This is a genomic window from Streptomyces gilvosporeus (assembly GCF_002082195.1).
GTDB lineage: Bacteria > Actinomycetota > Actinomycetes > Streptomycetales > Streptomycetaceae > Streptomyces > Streptomyces gilvosporeus.
The window spans coordinates 5,064,379-5,082,488 of sequence record NZ_CP020569.1 but is presented as its reverse complement, the minus strand read 5'-3'; the positions used below and the strand labels follow the sequence as shown (position 1 = coordinate 5,082,488).

The following is an 18,110-nucleotide window of genomic DNA, read 5'->3' as shown; positions in this document are numbered from 1 at the left end:
CTCTTCGGGAGTTTCCTCCCGGACCCCCGGAAATGGGGGTACTGCGGTCGGCTCAGTCTAGCGAGCAAGCGGAGTCCGCCCCGTGCATACCACATCGTGAGACACGAAACTCACGTAGTGATCACACCGTTCGCCGGGTCCGGCGGCGGCTCCGCAGGGCGCATCCTCACGCCCGCTCGGCCAGCACCTTCCCGCTACGGGGCCGGGCACACGGGAACGTAACCCAGCTCACACGCGGTCCGCTAGCCCTCGCGCAGCCCCAGCGGCGCCGCGATCTCCGCCGCCATGACCTTGCCGGCCTCCTCGGCGAGCCGTTCCTCGTCGCCGTCGCCGAAGCCGCTGTCGGTGTCCAGGCCGTCCAGCGCGTCCAGCGGCTGGTCGAGGCGGACGTGGGCGACCAGCGACTGGAGCGCCCGCAGCGCGGCCGAGGCGGTCGGACCCCAGTTGGTGAGGTAGGAGAACTGCCACCACCACAGCGCCTCGACGACCCGCCCCGCGCGGTAGTGCGCGAGCCCGTGCCGCAGGTCGGTGATGATGTCCGCCAGATCGTCGGAGATCCGGCACGGCACCGGCTCGGAACGCGGCACATACGGGTCGAAGACCTCGGAGTAGATGTCCACCGGGTCGAGCAGCTCCGCGAAACGTTCCCGCAGCTCGTCCACGTCCGGCTCCGGGCCGCTGTCGGGCTCGTAGCGCTCGTCGGGGACGATGTCCTCGTGGGCGCCCAGCCGGCCGCCGGTGAGCAGTAGCTGGGAGACCTCCAGCAGCAGGAACGGCACCGCGCTGTCCGGTTCGTCACCCTTGGCGACCTCCGTCACGGCGACGATGAAGCTTTCGACCGAGTCGGCGATGGATACCGCGAAGTCGTCCGGGTCCCGCGAAGCGTTGTGCAGCGTGGCATCAGACATCGAGAAGTCTCCTCCCTTCGAAGGCCCGCCCGAGCGTGACCTCGTCGGCGTACTCCAGATCGCCTCCGACCGGCAGTCCGCTGGCCAGTCGCGTCACTTTCAGCCCCATGGGTTTGATCATGCGGGCCAGATACGTGGCCGTGGCCTCGCCCTCCAGATTCGGGTCGGTGGCCAGGATCAGCTCGGTGACGGTGCCGTCCGCGAGCCTGGCCAGCAGTTCCCGTATCCGCAGGTCGTCGGGACCGACGCCCTCGATGGGGCTGATCGCCCCGCCGAGGACGTGGTAGCGACCGCGGAACTCGCGGGTCCGCTCGATCGCCACGACGTCCTTGGGCTCCTCCACGACACAGATGACCGCCGGATCGCGCCGGGGGTCCAGACAGACCCGGCACTGCTCCTCCTGTGCGACGTTGCCGCACACCGAGCAGAACCGGACCTTCGCCTTGACCTCCATCAGCGCGCTCGCGAGCCGGCGGACATCGGTCGGCTCGGCCTGAAGGATGTGGAAGGCGATCCGCTGCGCGCTCTTGGGACCGACGCCGGGCAATCTGCCCAATTCGTCGATCAGGTCCTGAACCACGCCTTCATACACGGAACGTCTTCTCTCTCTTCTGCCGTACTGCGTACGCTAGTTGGCTACTCCTCAGAAGGGGAGACCGGGGATTCCACTGCCGCCGCCCAGTCCCTGGGCGAGCGGGCCGAGCTTCTGCTGCTGCAACTGCTGGGCACTGGCGTTGGCGTCCCGGACCGCGGCGAGGACGAGGTCGGCGAGGGTCTCCGCGGTCTCCTCGGCGGATTCGACATCCACCGCCTTGGGGTCGATGACCAGCCCCTTGAGCTCACCGGCGCCGGTCACCGTGGCCTTGACCAGACCGCCGCCCGCGGAGCCCTCGACGGGCGTCTCCGCCAGCTCCTGCTGGGCGGCCGCGAGATCCTGCTGCATCTTCTGGGCCTGCTGGAGCAGCTGCTGCATATTGGGCTGACCACCGGGGATCACGACGTGACTCCTGCCGTACGACAACGATTGGTGCGGTAGCCCGAGCCTACGTGTTTCCCGCCGAGCGCGCCCTACGCCGTACGGAGGAGCACGTACACGCCGTCTTACGGCGCCGGGACCTGTGCATACCGGGGCGTAACAAAGGGCGTTACGGCCCGGTATGGGCCCGCCGCCGGTGCTCAGGCCCCGCGCGCCCGCGGCCGGTCGCCCGTTGTCACTCCGGTCGTCACTCGTTGTTGTCGAACTCTTCCAGCACCGTTGCGCCCAACTCGCGGACGATCAGCTCATGACCGCTGAGCGCGGAGTCGACCAGGTCCGGGTCGTCCTCGGCCGGCATGTCGTACTCGATCGACACCGGCGGGGGCTCCGGGGTGTACGAGGGCTCCGCCGCGGGGCCGCTCCGGCCGCCACCGGACGACGCCGCGGGGGCCACCGCCTCCCGCGCCATCCGCGCGCCCTGGCCGCCGCCGGGCGCGCTCTGACCACCCGGGCCACCGTGACCGCCCTGACCGCCGCCCTGGCCGTACGGGCCGCCGGGACCCGCGGGCGCCGCCGGGGCGCTCTGCTGGGCCGGCTGCGGGGCGGACTGCTGCGGGGCTGCGGGTGCTCCGCCGCCGTAGCCGCCACCGCCGCTGCGGGGCGCCCCGCCGGCCGGCGGGGCGGCGCCACCCGACGGATCGACGATGGCCTCGACCCGCCACTGCACATGGAACCGCTCGGCCAGCACGTCCTTGAGGACGTCCTCGCTGCCGCCGTTGGCGAAGCTGTCGCGCGCACCGGCGTTGGGGAAGCCGATTTGCAGGGTCGTGCCGTCGAAGCCGGACACCTGGGCGTTCTGACTCAGCAGGATCCAGGTGAAGCGCCGGCGGCCCTTGACCGCGTCCAGAATCTCCGGCCACATCTGCCGTACCTGCGCGGCCCCCTGCGCCGCGCCGGGCGCGGCGGCGGCCTGCGGCTGTTGTTGCTGCGGTTGCTGCACGGGGGGCGCCGCGGGCGCACCGGCGGGCGGCCCGGACTGCGCGGCGCCCTGCACCCCCTGGCCGCCCTGCCCCGGGGCCACGGCCGACGGCCAGCCGCCGGGCTGCCGTCCGCCACCGGCGCCGCCGCCGGTGCCACCGGGCCACGCCCCGGGCCGCGCACCCGCCTGCATACCGCCCTGTGCGGCCGCCGTATCGGACCGCTGCTCCTCACCACCGGGGCCGCCCCCGGGCGACGCCTGCCCCGGACCCGGCGCCTGCGGCTCCTGACCACCGGGCCCGCCCACACCCGGACCGGAACCGGCACCCACGCCTGCGCCCGGAACACCGGCACCAACCGCGGCACCAGCACCGGCGCCCATACCGCCACCCGCACCAGAACCAGGCCCGACACCCGGACCCGCCCCCGGACCGCTCCCGCCGCCCGTGGCCCCCCGCACCGCGGCCCGCGCGGCCGCCGGACCGGACGGGCCCGCGGGTGCCGCCACCGGGTGCGCCTCCGGCCCCGGGACATACCCGGCCGACGGCCCGCCCTCGGCGGTCACCACCGGCGCCCCGGCCCCGAGGCCACCGGCGGACGGCGTGCCCACGCCACCGCCGCCCAGGGCCAGTGCGCTCGCGCCGCGCTCCAGCCGGTCCAGACGCGCCTGCACCGACCGCTCGTCGTCGTACGCCGCGGGCAGCAGCACCCGCGCACAGATCAGCTCCAGCTGCAACCGCGGCGAGGTCGCCCCCCGCATCTCCGTCAGGCCCGTATTGACCAGATCGGCGGCCCGGCTCAGCTCCGCCGCCCCGAACACGGACGCCTGCGCCGCCATCCGCTCCACCACATCCGCCGGGGCGTCGATCAACCCCTTCTCCCCCGCGTCCGGCACCGCCGCCAGGATCACCAGATCCCGCAGCCGCTCCAGCAGATCGGCCACGAACCGCCGCGGATCGTTGCCCCCCTCGATGACCCGGTCGACCACCTCGAAGGCCGCCGCCCCGTCCCCCGCGGCGAACGCCTCGACGACGGAGTCCAGCAGCGAGCCGTCGGTGTACCCCAGCAGAGCCGTCGCCATGGCGTACGTCACACCGTCGGCACCCGCGCCGGCGAGCAGCTGGTCCATCACCGACATCGAATCCCGCACGGACCCGGCCCCGGCCCGGACGACCAGCGGCAGCACACCGTCCTCGACCGGGATGTCCTCCCGCCCGCACACCTCGGCCAGGTAGTCGCGCAGCGTCCCGGGCGGCACCAGCCGGAAGGGGTAGTGATGCGTCCGCGACCGGATCGTCCCGATGACCTTCTCGGGCTCGGTCGTCGCGAAGATGAACTTCAAATGCTCCGGCGGCTCCTCGACGACCTTGAGCAGGGCGTTGAACCCCGCCGAGGTCACCATGTGCGCCTCGTCGATGATGTAGATCTTGTACCGGCTGCTCGCCGGCCCGAAGAACGCCTTCTCCCGCAGCTCTCGGGCGTCGTCCACGCCACCGTGCGAGGCGGCGTCGATCTCGATCACATCGATCGAGCCCCGCCCGTTCCTGGCGAGATCGACGCACGACTGGCACGTCCCGCAGGGAGTCGGAGTGGGACCTTCCTCACAGTTCAAGCACCGCGCCAGGATCCGCGCACTGGTCGTCTTGCCACAGCCGCGCGGCCCGCTGAACAGATACGCGTGGTTGACCCGGTTGTTCCGCAACGCCTGTTGCAGCGGGTCGGTCACGTGCTCTTGCCCGATGACCTCGGCGAAGGTCTCGGGTCGGTAGCGGCGGTACAGCGCAAGGGACGACACGCATACGACGATATCGGGCCCCACTGACAGCCGGCCCTTCCCCAAACTCCCGGCCCCTCCCCCACTCTCGGCTTCGAGCGTGGGGACCCCCTGCGCAGACAGCGGGTGGACCCCATGCGCAGGCAGCAGATGGACCCCAATGCGCAGAAAAGGCCCCGAGCACCAACGCAAGCGCCCCCCACGCACCCGCCAGAGCCGACTTACCCTTGCTGCCTTCCGGCCCTGGGGGAGTTCAGTCAGATAGCGCCACGTGAGGGGCTGAGCCCCACCTTAGCCGATCCCCCGCCCCGGAATCGAACCGTCTCCCCCTTCGCTCCCCGCCCCGACCCCCTCCCCCCGGATCATGTTCGCGAGCACTCCCCAACGTCTTGTATTGTTTGCGGCGGAGGATTCGCCTAGTGGCCTAGGGCGCACGCTTGGAAAGCGTGTTGGGGGCAACCCCTCACGAGTTCGAATCTCGTATCCTCCGCACTCGCCCACCTGGGCAAACGAAGGTCCCGACCGGATTCCGGTCGGGACCTTCGTCGTTGTCTGGTCTCAGTTTTGGTCTCAGTTTGCCGGAAACCCCCGCTTGCCAGCCCGAGAGCGTGCCAATTGGCACGCCTTCCGCCCCCCGTTGGCCATGTGGCCCTCGTCAAGGGGTGGCTGTCCGAGCGCGGGTGAGTGCGGGAAGAGCTGCGGCCAGGGCGAGGGCGACAGCGCCGGAGATCAGCAGCGGCAGGTGGCCGTCGGCGCCCCAGGCCAGGCCCGCCCAAAGGCCGGCGAGCAGGACGGCCGCACCGATGGCGCCCTGGTAGAGGCCCTGAGCGGTGCCCTGCTGGTGATCGGGAACAAGCCCGGAGATCCATGCCTTGCCGACGCCGTCGGTGCAGGCGTTGAAGCCGCCGTAGAGCGGCAGCACGACGAACACCAGCCAGGGGGCGTGGATCAGGCCGAGGCCGAGGTAGCCGGTGGCGAAGAAGAGCAGTCCGGCGGCGAACACGAGTGGATGCGACAGCCGGTCGGAGAGCGCCCCGGCGGGATACGACAGGGCAGCGTAGGAGGCGTTGTAGACCGCGTACGCGCCGACTACCCCGGCAGTCGACAGGCCCAGGTCGTGAGCGCGCAGCAGGAGCAGGGCATCGGGGAAATTGACCAGGTTGAACAGGGTCAGTGCCGTGAGCACGCGCCAGTACGGGCGGGGCAGGGCTCGCCATGGGGTGTGGGCGGGCTTCGGCTGACCCGTATCCACCGTCGTATGGGTACGCGGGTCCCGGACGGCGGCGACCAGCGCGACGGAGGCGATGGCAGGCACGACCGCGACCCAGAACAGCGGACGCAGGTGGTGGTCGAGTGCCTCGTACAGGGCCAGGCCCACCAGCGGGCCGACCACGGCACCGGCGGTATCGGCGGCGCGGTGCAGTCCGAAGACCTTGCCGCGCTGCCCGTTGGGGATGCCGTCGACGAGGAGGGCGTCGCGGGGTGTGGAGCGCAGGCCCTTGCCGAGCCGGTCGACGACGCGGGCGACGAGCACCAGTGGCCAGACGGTGGCGAGGGCGACGAGCAGCTTGCCGAGTGCGGCGAGCCCGTAACCGGTGGCGATCAGCGGGCGGCGGGGGAAGCGGTCGGCAAGGCGTCCCGCGGCGACTTTGGTGACCGCGGCGGCGCCCTCGGCCAGGCCCTCGATCGCGCCGACGGCTGCGGGCGGGGCGCCGAGCACGGTGGTGAGGAAGATCGGCAGGACGGGGTAGAGCAGTTCGCTGGCGGTGTCCTGGAGGAAGGAAACCCCGCACAGCGTCTTGACGTTGTGGGTCAGCCAGGCTGAGTGGCGTCGGGTCTGCGGTGTGGGGACGGGCTCGCTCATGGGGTGCCGCTCCTCAGAAGTTGAGGATGGTCAGGAAGCGGGCGAACGCCGTTGAGGCATCGGCGAGCGCGAGTGCGGTGGCGATGCTTACGGCGGCAGCCGGAAGCGCACCGGTCCAGCGGTTTTCCGGCCGGACCTGGTGGAGGGCCCGTACCCGGGCGGTGACCTCGTGGTGCAGGTAGGCCAGTGCGGTTGCCGGGTGGCGGTGGTCGGCGGCGGCGAGAGCGGCGCGGGCCAGCGAACGGGCCGCGAGCGGGCGGCTGGCCATCGCCCTGGCGGCGTCCTCGTCGGCCCAGCGTTCCAGGGCGAAGGCGAGGTGGTCGCGGAGACCGCGCAGCATGGGGTTGAGCGCGCAGGCGGCTTCGCCCAGGGCGGTGTAGCGGTGGTGGCGGTGGGCGAGGTGGGCGCGTTCGTGAGCCAGCAGGACGGTGTGTTCGTCGGCGGGCAGGGCGCGCAGCCTGCCGGAGGAGACCACGATCCGGCCCGGTCGGCCGGGCAGTGCGTAGGCGTCGGGGTGGTCGTCGGCGAGCACCACCAGGTCTCCGGCTGCGGGCAGCATCCGCAGGGCGTCGAGGGCACGGACCTCGCGGTGCCGTCGCCACGCCACCCTGGCCAGCCGGGCCACGGAGCCGGCGAGCAGCGCGGCGGCGAGCAGGCCGAGGGTGCGCGGCACCCGGTCGGCGAGGGCGAGTGCGGTGGGGTCGGGGCGCAGGTAGGCGAGAGCCTCGCCGGTGCGGCCCAGGCCGCCTGCCGCCAGCACCACCAGGCCCCACACCGTGGCCACGGCCGCGACGCCAGCCGTGACGGCCAGCGGCGACGGCCTCGGAGGCGTGGCCGGACTGGCGGGCGATCTCGGCGAGCCGGACGGTGGACTCACCGAACTGCAGCATCGCCCGGTGGTCCGTGTCGGCCGGATCGGTGCCCCCGAGGACGTGTGGTGGCAGCTGCAGGGTTTCGCACACCCGGCGGCGGGAGCCGACATCGTCGAGAGCGCGCTTGCCCAGTTCGAGGGCGGAGACATAGGTCTTGTCGTAGCCGAGGAGTGCACCGAGCGCGGTCTGGTTGATGCCGTGCACACGCCGGTAGAACCGCATGACGGCGGCCAGATCACCTGTGGCGAGGAGGAGTTGGGCCTGCGGGGTCGCCCAGTGCCACTGGGCGTGTCGGGCTGCGGGCCGGGGCGCCAGGACCGGACTCGTTGCCGTCCTCTGCTCGATCCCTCGCCCGGTCATCGTCGGCTACATCCGCTCGGAGTCGTCCAGGCCTGCCGAGTCCGCGTGCCTGCGGCCGTACCAGGCGGCGATGGCCTGCTTGTAGCCGTCAGGCATGTTCAGCGCTGGCACCTCGTCGGCGGTGAACATGCCGAGTTGCTTGCCTCCCCGAGGGGTTCACCACTCCACCCTTGGCGACACCGCTGCTCACGATGACGAGGAAGTGAAAGACGTGCCCAACACACGTCGACCAGCCGTAGGGACCTTGACGGTCGATGAGCGGACCGGCCGCATCGGCGTGGTCATGGGAACTGAAGGACCGTAGGTGCAGCTCCGGCCGCCTCGGGGCGGCAAGGAGTGGGACGTACCACCGGACGCCCTGCGCACTCCAACCCCCGCGGAAGCCCTGAGCGCCAAGGTCAAGGTGACCAATGGCCGGTGGGGCCGATGAACGCGCCCACACCCGTGCTCACCACGTGCCCGAAGTGCGGCCTGGGATGCCATGCAGAGAAGACACTGCCCTGAGCTGCCCGTACATTCTCCCCCCAGACCGGGCGGCGCTGCCGTGACAGCATTCGATCCGCCGCCCGCCCTCAAGTTCCCCCGACCGGACAAGCCTGGAGCAGGGACAGAACGTGTCCCACCTGAGCCGACGCGCTCACTCCCGCCCCGGTCCGTCCAGCGGAGCGCAGTCCTGGGCGCGCTCTTCACGGATGCCGCGCCGACGCGCGGTGAGGGAAACAGGTCCCGCCCGGCGGGCCTCTGCCGGTCACCCGGGCGGGACCGCAACCACGACGGCTCTGGCTTCTCGCCCAGGAATCAAGGGCGAACCGCGTGCCGCAGACCCCACGTGTCCTGAAGCGCCCTATGCCCGTCCTTCCTGTCCGTGCCGGGTCGCGAAGTCCCTGAACTGCTCCAACGCGGGTCCAAGGTCAGCAGGTCCGCAGCGGAGGTGGAAGACGGAGCCGGCCGACCATGCCTGAATCCAGGAATCCCCATCGGCAACCTCGGTGCGGTCGAGGATGACTCCGCTGAGTCCGGTCTCTTCGAGGTCGAGCTCAACTGATGTCAGCGGCCAGTTGGATTTCCCCGCTCGTGGCCACCTCAGCTCCCCACCGTGGCCTGCTCGACTCCCCACTGACGGCCATTTCGTGCACGCAGCGTGAAGCCGCCGTCGGCGGTGCTCGCCCACCACGGTGGATCGGAGGAAGGCCGCCGAGGCCACGCGCTGGGCGTTTCGGCATCGGCGACTTTCCTGCTATCACCGTTCCTGCGGCGGGTGGCATCTTCCGCGACCACCCGGCGAACGCGGGGCGTGCGGCCGGTCGGCGTCGCTATGCGGGGGTGGGGAGGGTGAAGCGGGCCAGGGACAGGTCTTGGCGGGGGTGGTGTCCCTCGGTCTGCTCGATGAAGCGACGCCGTGCGCGTTCGCGTGCGGCGCGGTCGGCGGTGTGCAGGGGTTCGGCGAAGCCGTAGTTCAAGGCGCGCTGCCAGATTTCGGCGGGGTCATCCAAGGGTTCGGGGTCCTCCCATACGATCCGATGGATGTCCTCGACCTCCAGGCCAAGGGAGCCGGCCAGTTCGCGCAGCCGGTGCGTGGTGCCCAGCTTGGCGTGCAGGTCCGGCAGGTCGATGCCCTCGGCCTGTGCGGCCCGGCCCATCAGGTGGTTGACGCTGACGCCCTCGGCTCGTGGCACGGTGAACACGATCGCCGCCCCGGGGCGCGCGACCCGGGCCCATTCCCGCATCGCGGCCGGGGCGTCAAGGTAGGGCAGGCCGGCGACGCACATGACCAGGTCGAAGTTGTCCGTGCCGAACGGGAGCTGGTGGGCGTCGGCGACCGCGTAGAAGCAGTTACCCGGTGAGCGCTCGGTGGCGACGCGCAGCATGGCGGGTGAGAGGTCCACGCCGACCACGCGGCCATCTCCGCCCGTCAGCGCGGCGGCCTCCCGCGCGGCCAGCCCTGTTCCCGTGGCCACGTCGAGGACCCATGTGTTGGGGCGCGGCGCGGCCAGGCGGACGGCTTCATGCGCCTGCCACCGGTGCATCGCGCTGTTGTCGTACGTAGCTGCCCGCCGGTCGAACTCCGCGCCGATCCGCCCTCGTTCTCGTCGCATCCTCCACTCGTACCACGCCACTCCCTACGGAGAGATCCGAGGCAGCAGCCTAGTTACAGAGTGTGCCTGTCGGTGGGGAGTCGAGCTGGCCGTACGTGGGGATGTTCGGCTGGCCGCCGACAAACTGACCAGCCGGGATTGTCCAGCGTCTCGATGCGGATGCCGTACTCGTGCTCCCAGCCACCGTCGCACTGACTGGTGTACCAGGCGGTGAGAGAGCTCAGAGGATCTAGGGGCACGGGGTGTTCTCCCACGATTCGGTCGGGCGGGCGCTTCCATCGGAGGGTTCACACGAGGCGCCGGAATCGTCTCGCCCGCCCGCCGACGGACGGGTCATATGCGCCATGAGTTCGGGCCGCTGAACCTGATGCCCCGCAAGGGCAAGGCGTGGGAGCCGGTGAGAATGATCGCGGTCTTCGCCAACAGGTCTCCACAGTGGAGGGGACCGCTTGCGGCTGCGGTCAGGGGGTGTGCGGGGCGGCGGGTGCCTGGAGGAGTTCGCCGGTGCGGGAGGCGAACTGCTCGACCAGGCCCTGGGGCGCGGCTGCGTCGAAGCACACGGCGAGATTGGCGGCGGAGTCGGCTGCCGCGGCCTCGGCGCGGGGGAACATCGCCTGCTCGTAGCGGACGAGAGCGGCCTCGGTGTCATCGGGGTGTTCGAGGATCGCGCGGGCGAGTTCGGCGGCATCCTGCATGGCGTTGTTGGCGCCCTCGCCGGCGAACGGCGACATCACATGGGCGGCGTCTCCCAGCAGTGTGACGCCGGGCACGCGCTCCCAGCGATGCCCGACGGGCAGGGCGACGATCGGCCGCGGTACGAGCGGGCCGTCCGCCTCGGCCACCAGGGCCCGCAGACTCGGGTGCCAGTCGGGAAACTGCTCCAGCACCGCGGACTTGGCCGCCTGGGCGTCCGTGAAGTCGATCCCCTCCAGCCAGCCTGGCGAGGTCCTGACGGCCGTGTAGATGTGGAGGCTTCCGTCCCCTTCTCGGTGGGCGAGGAAGCCCTTGCCGTCGCCGAGCGCGAAGAGCATGCCCCCGCCGACGACCGCAGCCGCCTCGGGGTGTCGAACGTCGGCGTCGAGCAGGTCACTCTCGACGACGGAAACGCCGGTGTAGGCGGGCACCGCGGTGGACAGCAGGGGGCGAACCTTGGACCAGGTCCCGTCGGCGCCGACCAGCAGGTCTGCGGTGAACACGGCACCGTCGGCCAGCGTCACCTCATGGCGGCCGTCCTCCAACGTGCGGGTCGCGGTGACCTTCGCGCCCCAGCGCACCGTGCCGTCGGGCAGGGAGTCGAGCAGCAGGTCGCGCAGCCGGCCGCGGTCGACCTCGGGGCGGGTGTGCGAGGAGTCGTCGTCGCTCTCCTCGAAGCGGACGGTGGCGTGCTTGTCCAGGATCCGCATGGCCTCCCCGCCGGGCAGCACGAGCTTGCGGAAGTCCTCGTGCAGTCCCGCGGCGTGTAGGGCGGCCTGCCCGGAATCCTCGTGGATGTCGAGCATGCCGCCCTGGGAGCGGGCGTGCCGGTCGGCGTCCAGGTCGAAGACGGCGACCTCGACTCCGGCGGCGTGCAGGACGCGGGCCAGGGTCAGGCCGCCCAGCCCGGCGCCGACAACGGCTATGGGGTGGTGTGTGCTGGACATGGAGGTACCTCGGTTCGATGGGGTTCGACGGGAGGGGCGGAATGTCCGAAGCGGTGCCGATCGTGATCAGTCCGGCTGGCGAGGGGTGGCTTTCGCACCGTTGATGACCGCGTGGAAGATCCAGGTCAGGCGCTGTTCCGGGGTTCCGGAGACCAGGTCGGCGCCGAGCGCCGCGATCCGCGGATGACTCTGCGCCGAGACCTGTCGCAGCGCGTTCACCAACGCGTGGTGCTCGTCCTCGGCGGCGGTGTCGCGGTCCCTGGTGGACTGCTCGGCCGCGGTGGCAGTGGCCACCTGGAGCAGGACGTCCACGCCCCAGGCAGCCTGCGCGTCGGGGACCTCGCCCTCGTGCAGGAGGGCAAGGATCGCCTCGACCAGCGCCAGGTAGTTCGACCCCGAGGGCCGCGCCACCAGTGCCGAGTGCGCGAGGCTGGGATGCTCGAACAGCACCTGCGTGTACGAGCCGAGGACGGCGGCGAGCCGCTCGCGCCAGGGGCCGGCCGCACTCGCCGGGCCGAGGTCGACCGCGCCGAGCAGATCCTCCAGAATCGCGGCGTGCAGCTCGGCCGTGTTGGCCACGTACACGTACAGCGAGGCCGGGCCGGTGTCGAGCTCCTGGGCCAGGCGGCGCATCGTGACACGCCGCAGCCCCTCGGCCCGCATCAATCCGACGGCGGTGGCGACGATGCCCTCATAGGTGAGGGCGGGCTTGGCGGGCCGCTCACGGCGGCTGCGGGGGGCGGGGGTCCCGGAGTTCATGCCGCCCACGGTAGCGAACGTGTTCGTTACGAACAAGTTCGCCAATCTGGGCACGTCACCACGCTCCTCGGCCCCGCCGAAACGCCGGGAATGACCGCATGTCGTAGCTCCACCCCAGCCCTGGCGTTGCAGCTGGCGCAGGAGCACACCGGCTGCAGACTTCGTCGCCGGCACGACGAACTACTCCTTCCAGGAGCGGAGTTGGCGACGTCCATTGTCTGGAAGATCTTGCACGAGGCGGGGATCCATCCGGCACCGGAGCGGACTACGGCACTTGGGCGGACTGCGTACGTTCCCAGGCTGACCTGACCACGCCCCTTCCAAGTAGCGGCCCTCCCGGGCCCCACCACCTGAGGGGCGGCGTTGGCAAAAGATCCCCTCCGGCCCGCTGAACACCGTGTGCAGTACGCACTGTGCGGCCATGGCGGAGCCGGTGACCACGAACGCGCCGCGCTCCCGCCCGGTCAGCCACCACGCGCCCGCCGTCGTCGCGGTGAACGCGAACGCCACCGCCCACACGGGCACGGTCTGCCCGGACATCAGCGCGTGCCCCAGAGCCGACGCCACCACACACACCGCGGCGAAGACCGCAGCACGTGCGAGACGGAAACCGGGCCCAGTGGTCACGGCTTTCATCGTGCCAGCAGCCCCGCGCCAAGGAGACCCGGACGGAATGCTTCCGTTTTTTCTCGGCACCTCCCGGCGAACAACCACCGCCGGCGTCCTCACAGCCGTCGCGGCAGGTGACCCCACGGCTCCACCGCACGCACACTGGACATCGCCGGGCCGGCGGTCGGCGTCCTCGGCCTGGCCCGCTCCCGTGCTGGCAACCAGGAGCGCGGCGGCGCCATCAATGCGCCGCCAAAGCAACGCTGACCAGCAACAACCGACCGATGCCTGGTCTCAGTTCTGGTCTCATTCACCCCCGTTCAGCACCCGCCCCGCACCTCGCTCCGTCGCAGGTCAGGACACCCCCGCCCATCCCCGGACCCCCAGACGAACATTTGGAAAGCGTGTTGGGGGCAACCCCTCACGAGTTCGAATCTCGTATCCTCCGCACTCGCCCAGTAGGGCAGATGAAGGGCCCGACCGGTTTCCGGTCGGGCCCTTCATCGTGTGATCGGCTCTCGTCGTCCTGGGCCCGTTGGGCTGGCGTTCGGGAAGTTCTGGGCGGGCGAACGGGGTTCGCGGTTTCCGTTCATCGGGCGGCGCTGTTCACCGCCACCCCGCGATCGCCGGGGTGTGGCCCCCAGGGAGGGAGGCCCGCCGGCCTCGACCGGGCCCGAACTCAGCCCTTCCGCTGTTTGTACAGCTCGATGTCCCTGTTCACGAACAGATGCACATAGCCGCAGTTCCAGCAGATCAGGCCGGTTGCCGACTCGTTCGCCCAACCCAGGCTCATGAACTCCATGCCGGAGCTGTTGAGCTTCACCTCGCGGTCCCTGAACAGGTCGCCCTGACAGAAATTGCACGTGATCCACACGCCGCCGAGAGCCGCGCGAACAGGTTTGGCCATGCCTCCACCCTTCCTATGAGCCGCCGGAATGGCGCGCCCGTCTTACACACAAGCTGTGGGGCGGGCAGCGTCATCAGGCCCCGAACCGGCCACGGGCCGGGAGGCGCCGCAGACGCCCGCCACCGCATCGGGCCGGTGGCTGCCGGTCAGGCGATGCCTGCCCGGCGCCGGGAGTCGTGGCGACCGACGAGGAACCAGAGCAGGCATCCGAGGAACGGGGCCACCAAGGCGAAGGCGAGCCAGACCAGCTTCATCCCGCCGGTGAGGTCGGACCGGACGATACTGAGCAGGGCGCCGAAGTACAACGCGAGCACGCCGAGGGCCGCGGCGCCCATCGCGCAGGCGATCATGATGTTGCCCGTAGGGGCAAGGGCCATCTGGTGTGCAAGCTGCGCCTGCATCGCTCTCTCCTGTTGCTGGTGGGGGATTCTCAAAGTTTGCCGATCGGGCAACCTCCGCTGAGCCAGTCTGGCCGATCCACTACGCCGACCACGTCCTACTCCGTGCCCCACTCTTGGTCATCCTGAGGTCGCAGGGACAGGCGAGACCGTCCGCACGGCGAACGAGGGAGCACCGCTCCTGACCAGGCAATGTGCCGATCGGACTTGGCGGTCCACCTCCTGGCGATACGCGTGCATGCACCCTGCGGGGGTCGGTCCGCCCGGCTGTCAAAGAAGGACAGCTATGGTGAAAACGACGTGAATGTGGCCGGAGCCGGAGGAGGGCAGGCAGTGTCGGACGAGGGGCGGCTCGTCGCCGGGCGCTACCGGCTCACCGAGCAGATCGGCCGGGGCGGCATGGGCACGGTGTGGCGCGTGCAGGACGAAGTCCTGGGCCGTCAGGTCGCGCTCAAGCGGCTCCACGTCCAGCCGCACCTGTCCGATGGCGAGCTCGCCACGCTCTACGAGCGCATGCGCCGTGAAGCGCGCAGTGCCGCCCGCATCGTGCATCCCAATGTGGTCGTGGTCCATGACGTCGTGGACGACGGTGGCCGGCCCTGCGTCGTCATGGAATACGTTCCGGCGGTCACGCTCGGCGATGTCCTCAAGCAGCGCGGGAGCATTCCGCCGGAGGAGGCTGCCCGCATCGGTCTGGGCATGCTCGCCGCCCTGCGGGCCGCGCACGCCGCCGGCGTACTGCACCGCGACGTCAAACCCGGCAACGTCATGCTCGGTGCCGAGGACCGGGTGGTGCTCACCGACTTCGGCATCGCGATGACCGCCGACACCTCGACCCTGACCAAGACCGGCGAGATGGTGGGTTCGATCCCGTACATGGCGCCGGAGCGCGTACGCGGGCGGAAGCCCGGACCGGCTTCGGACCTGTGGGCGCTGGGCGCCACGCTGTACCAGGCGGTGGAGGGCCGGACGCCGTTTCACCGGGACACGGCGATGGAGGTCGCGTATGCCATCGCCGTCGACCCTCTGGAGCCCATGCGGCAGGCCGGGCCGCTGGCACCGCTCATCGAGGCCCTGCTGTCGAAGGATCCGGACGAGCGGCCGTCGGCGGAGCAGACCGAGCGGGCCCTGCGGGCCGCGCGGGCCGGGGCCGGTGGATCGACCGAACCGGCCGGAGCGACGGGATCGATGGGACCGGAGGGATTGAGGGGACCGGCGGGGTCGACGGGATCCACGGTGGTCGTGCCGTCGGCTTCCGCTGCGGGGCCGTCCGCCGGGCAGGACAGCGGAGCCCCGGCCCGGCCCTCGGGCGAGGAGACGGTAGCGGCCGGACCGGCCCGGACCGAGGGCCGCCGGGAACGGCGGCGGGGCGGCACGCGACGCGTCCTCGTCACGACCACCGCCGCCGTGGCCGTAGCGGCAGCGGCCGTCGCAGGCGCGATCTACGCGACGTCGGACCATGGCATCAGCCCACCCGGCACCGGCGCCCGCAAGAGCCCCGGTGCCGGCACCTCCCCGTACACGCCACCGCCCGTTCCCGCGGGCTTCCACAAGGTGAGCGAGATCGGCGCCTCCTTCCCTGTGCCGGACGGCTGGAAGGCCATCAAGCGGACGGGCGAATTCGTCACCTACGCCGATGCATCCGGCCGGGTCGGCATCACCGTCAAGATGGTGGAACCGGCGGGTTCGAACCCCATGGCGCACTTCGCGGACATGGAGGCGAACACCAAGGCCAACTACTCCGTCTACCAGAGGCTGCGCATGCAGCAGACCACGTTCCGGCAACAGCCGGCCGTGGTCTGGGAGTTCACCTTCCAGGGGAAGTCACGCAAGTACCGCGCCATCGAGCAGGGCTTCGGCCGCGCGGGCGGCCGGGAGTACGACATCTACCTCTCGGCACCGGACGCGCAGTGGGACACCTACCGCCCCCTCTTCGACACGTGCACGGACGGGTTCACGACGACCCGGAAGTGATGTTCCCTGCGTGAACAGGGCCCGGACCGGGGAACGGGAGCAGCCGAACGGACAACTTTCGTCGTGGGCCGTTGCGACCAATGGCGAGTGCGGTGTCCGGCTGCGGCTGCCTAACGTGACCGCGTGACACGTGTGGAACGTACGGATTCTTCGGCCTCGGCCCGCCGGGCACTGGCCGCGGCGCTGCGCTCTGTGCCCCGGCGGCTGGCCGATCCCGGCAGGGCGCTCTTCGCCCCGGGGATGTGGACTCCCGGGCGCATCGTGGGCGAAACGCTGCTGAGCCTGGTGCTCGGGCTGCTGGCCGCGGCGTCCGAGACCCTGGAAGGGTCGGCGATGTCCGACGCCGGGATCGTACGGGGCGTCGCCGTGGGTCTGGCCGCCGCGCTGCTGTCGCTCCTGCGCCGGGTCCTCCCCGCAACCGTGCTGCTGGTCACCGCTGCCGGCATGGCCGAGTTCGAGGGCCTCAGCCTGCTGGTCGTGGTCGCCGCCTGGTCGGCCGGACGGCGGATCGAGGAAATCGGCAAGGCGGCCGGCACCTTCGCCGCCGCATACGCCGTCAGCCTCGGCCTGAGCCTCCTGGCGGGTGCGTTCTCGCTCGTGACGGCCCTTGCCGTCGCCGTCCCGATGCTGCTGGTCATGATCGTCGTGCCCGGCCTCGTCAGCCGCTACTGGTGGCAGCGCCGCACGCTGACGGACACGCTGCGGGAGTACAACGCCCAGCTGCTGCGCGAACGCGCGATGGTCGCCGGTCAGGCCCGGATGCGGGAGCGCCAGCGCATCGCGCAGGACATGCACGACAGCCTGGGTCATCAGCTCACCCTCATCTCCGTGCACACCGGGGCGCTGGAGGTGGACCGGGAACTGACCGGACGCCAGCGGGAAGCCGTCGGCGTACTGCGCGAGGCGTCGGTGGCCGCGATGCACGAGCTGCGCGAGGTGGTGGGGCTGCTGCGGGACGGCACCGAGAATCCGGGCCAGGGCTCCGCCGCCCATGGCGTTCGGGCCACGGGGGAGGAGGACGCCACCGTGCCGTCGCGCGGAGTGGCAGGGGTCGAGAGCCTGGTGGCGGCGTCCCGGAGCGTGGGGACCGCCGTGGAGCTGCGGCGCTCCGGCGAACCGCGCCCGCTCACCCCGACCGCCGACCACGCGGCATACCGCGTCGCGCAGGAGGGCCTGACGAACGCCCACAAGCATGCGCAGGGCGCTTCGATCACCATCGAGCTGCGGTACGAGCCGGACGCGCTGGTCGTGGAGGTCGCGAACGGCCCCGTCCCCGAGACGACGGCCGCCGGGCGGAGCGTGGTGAGCGGCGGTCAGGGACTGACCGGGCTCGGGGAACGGACCCGGCTCATCGGGGGCATGGTGCACGCGGGCCCGACGGCGGACGGCGGCTTCCGGCTGGCGGGCGTGTTGCCGTACGCCTCGCCGGACGGCGGTGCCCCGAGTCTTGCGCGGGGAGACGGTGGGACGACGTTCGTCGGTCCCACCGGCGACCTTCGGGAGCAGTTCGCGGCCGGCTCCGCGGAGGAGGGTGTTCCGGTCATCGACGGGAACGGTCTTCCGAAGGAGCTGGCCAGGGCAATGAGCAGGAACACGAGACGAAGCGGCATCGCCATCGGCTGTGGGATCGCGGCACTGATCCTCGTACTGCTCGTGGTCCTGGGGATCGTCGCCGTGATCTTCCTGGCGGGCGAGAGCGAGAAGGCCATGATCGAGCCGAAGCAGTACGACGCGGTGCAGTTGGGCCGGTCGGAGGCGGAGGTCCGGGCGAAGCTGCCCCTCGGGAACTCGTTCCTGGCCCGCGGCCTGGACAAGGGCGCACCGCCCGCGCCCAAGGGCGCCCAGTGCCTCACTCTGCTGTCCAGCGAGAACGGCAGCAGTCAGGGCAAGCAGCCGGTGTTCCGGTTCTGCTTCCGCGACGGCAGGCTGATCGAGAAGAAGTCCTTCGAGATGAGGAGCTGAGGGGGAAGGGCGCGAACCGGGCGGAAGCCCGGG

The 18,110-nt window shown here is 71.2% G+C and carries 15 protein-coding genes, 1 tRNA gene and 1 other RNA gene; 3 read left to right on the top strand and 14 right to left on the bottom strand.

The window, feature by feature from the left end; translation table 11 throughout:
* Window positions 1-242 precede the first annotated feature (242 nt).
* The 5 genes from B1H19_RS22625 to ffs all read right to left on the bottom strand — a co-directional run bounded on the left by B1H19_RS22625 (window position 243) and on the right by ffs (window position 4,920).
* On the bottom strand, window positions 243-908 hold the full coding sequence (locus B1H19_RS22625) for a DUF5063 domain-containing protein (RefSeq protein WP_083106621.1): 666 nt from the start codon (window positions 906-908) through the stop codon (window positions 243-245).
* The gene (gene recR, locus B1H19_RS22620) at window positions 901-1,500 is read right to left on the bottom strand and encodes a recombination mediator RecR (RefSeq protein WP_083106620.1); all 600 of its coding nucleotides are present in this window, start codon (window positions 1,498-1,500) and stop codon (window positions 901-903) included. The genes B1H19_RS22625 and recR overlap by 8 nt, the downstream gene beginning before the upstream one ends.
* 51 nt (window positions 1,501-1,551) lie before the next feature.
* Window positions 1,552-1,905 (bottom strand): YbaB/EbfC family nucleoid-associated protein, encoded by a 354-nt coding sequence (locus tag B1H19_RS22615; RefSeq protein ID WP_083106619.1) that lies wholly within the window; start codon window positions 1,903-1,905, stop codon window positions 1,552-1,554.
* 226 nt (window positions 1,906-2,131) lie between these two features.
* Window positions 2,132-4,657 (bottom strand): DNA polymerase III subunit gamma and tau, encoded by a 2,526-nt coding sequence (locus B1H19_RS22610; RefSeq protein WP_083109806.1) that lies wholly within the window; start codon window positions 4,655-4,657, stop codon window positions 2,132-2,134.
* Window positions 4,658-4,821: 164 nt separating this feature from the next.
* Window positions 4,822-4,920: signal recognition particle sRNA small type (gene ffs / locus B1H19_RS22605), an RNA gene on the bottom strand.
* Between the two features lie 121 nt (window positions 4,921-5,041).
* Between ffs and B1H19_RS22600 the strand changes: the two genes are divergently transcribed.
* Window positions 5,042-5,126: transfer RNA gene (locus B1H19_RS22600), tRNA-Ser, on the top strand.
* Window positions 5,127-5,291: 165 nt separating this feature from the next.
* On the opposite strand, the gene B1H19_RS22595 is transcribed toward B1H19_RS22600, so the two are convergent.
* The 9 genes from B1H19_RS22595 to B1H19_RS22555 all read right to left on the bottom strand — a co-directional run bounded on the left by B1H19_RS22595 (window position 5,292) and on the right by B1H19_RS22555 (window position 14,144).
* Window positions 5,292-6,500: an MFS transporter gene (locus tag B1H19_RS22595; RefSeq protein WP_083106618.1), complete on the bottom strand. Its 1,209-nt coding sequence runs from the start codon at window positions 6,498-6,500 to the stop codon at window positions 5,292-5,294.
* A 13-nt stretch (window positions 6,501-6,513) separates the two neighbouring features.
* A complete protein-coding gene (locus tag B1H19_RS22590) occupies window positions 6,514-7,284 on the bottom strand; it encodes a M56 family metallopeptidase (protein ID WP_159028116.1) in 771 nt (256 codons plus the stop codon).
* Window positions 7,285-7,738: 454 nt separating this feature from the next.
* Complete coding sequence (locus B1H19_RS40370) at window positions 7,739-7,861, bottom strand: hypothetical protein (protein ID WP_257789450.1); 123 nt, start codon at window positions 7,859-7,861, stop codon at window positions 7,739-7,741.
* A 1,184-nt stretch (window positions 7,862-9,045) separates the two neighbouring features.
* On the bottom strand, window positions 9,046-9,828 hold the full coding sequence (locus B1H19_RS22580) for a class I SAM-dependent methyltransferase (protein ID WP_083106616.1): 783 nt from the start codon (window positions 9,826-9,828) through the stop codon (window positions 9,046-9,048).
* Window positions 9,829-9,881: 53 nt separating this feature from the next.
* A complete protein-coding gene (locus B1H19_RS22575) occupies window positions 9,882-10,067 on the bottom strand; it encodes an Imm53 family immunity protein (protein ID WP_203237204.1) in 186 nt (61 codons plus the stop codon).
* Window positions 10,068-10,289: 222 nt separating this feature from the next.
* A complete protein-coding gene (locus tag B1H19_RS22570) occupies window positions 10,290-11,468 on the bottom strand; it encodes an FAD-dependent oxidoreductase (protein WP_083106615.1) in 1,179 nt (392 codons plus the stop codon).
* A gap of 66 nt (window positions 11,469-11,534) precedes the next feature.
* A complete protein-coding gene (locus tag B1H19_RS22565; protein WP_083106614.1) occupies window positions 11,535-12,227 on the bottom strand; it encodes a TetR/AcrR family transcriptional regulator in 693 nt (230 codons plus the stop codon).
* A gap of 1,288 nt (window positions 12,228-13,515) precedes the next feature.
* Window positions 13,516-13,743: a hypothetical protein gene (locus B1H19_RS22560; protein WP_083106613.1), complete on the bottom strand. Its 228-nt coding sequence runs from the start codon at window positions 13,741-13,743 to the stop codon at window positions 13,516-13,518.
* A 146-nt stretch (window positions 13,744-13,889) separates the two neighbouring features.
* On the bottom strand, window positions 13,890-14,144 hold the full coding sequence (locus B1H19_RS22555; RefSeq protein WP_083106612.1) for a PLD nuclease N-terminal domain-containing protein: 255 nt from the start codon (window positions 14,142-14,144) through the stop codon (window positions 13,890-13,892).
* A gap of 330 nt (window positions 14,145-14,474) precedes the next feature.
* Here B1H19_RS22555 and B1H19_RS22550 point away from each other — a divergent pair, with 330 nt between their 5' ends.
* A complete protein-coding gene (locus B1H19_RS22550) occupies window positions 14,475-16,115 on the top strand; it encodes a serine/threonine-protein kinase (protein ID WP_203237203.1) in 1,641 nt (546 codons plus the stop codon).
* Window positions 16,116-16,355: 240 nt separating this feature from the next.
* Entirely contained in the window at window positions 16,356-18,077 is a 1,722-nt protein-coding gene (locus tag B1H19_RS22545; protein WP_083109804.1) for a sensor histidine kinase, read from the top strand.
* Window positions 18,078-18,110: the final 33 nt, after the last annotated feature.

Bases quoted from the DNA above. Each gene is read 5' to 3' on its own strand.
- B1H19_RS22595 (WP_083106618.1), bottom strand. From the start codon at position 6,500: ATGAGCGAGCCCGTCCCCACACCGCAGACCCGACGCCACTCAGCCTGG.
- B1H19_RS22625 (WP_083106621.1), bottom strand. From the start codon at position 908: ATGTCTGATGCCACGCTGCACAACGCTTCGCGGGACCCGGACGACTTC.
- B1H19_RS22570 (WP_083106615.1), bottom strand. From the start codon at position 11,468: ATGTCCAGCACACACCACCCCATAGCCGTTGTCGGCGCCGGGCTGGGC.
- B1H19_RS22560 (WP_083106613.1), bottom strand. From the start codon at position 13,743: ATGGCCAAACCTGTTCGCGCGGCTCTCGGCGGCGTGTGGATCACGTGC.
- B1H19_RS22580 (WP_083106616.1), bottom strand. From the start codon at position 9,828: ATGCGACGAGAACGAGGGCGGATCGGCGCGGAGTTCGACCGGCGGGCA.
- B1H19_RS22565 (WP_083106614.1), bottom strand. From the start codon at position 12,227: ATGAACTCCGGGACCCCCGCCCCCCGCAGCCGCCGTGAGCGGCCCGCC.
- B1H19_RS40370 (WP_257789450.1), bottom strand. From the start codon at position 7,861: ATGTTCACCGCCGACGAGGTGCCAGCGCTGAACATGCCTGACGGCTAC.
- B1H19_RS22545 (WP_083109804.1), top strand. From the start codon at position 16,356: ATGTGGACTCCCGGGCGCATCGTGGGCGAAACGCTGCTGAGCCTGGTG.
- B1H19_RS22555 (WP_083106612.1), bottom strand. From the start codon at position 14,144: ATGCAGGCGCAGCTTGCACACCAGATGGCCCTTGCCCCTACGGGCAAC.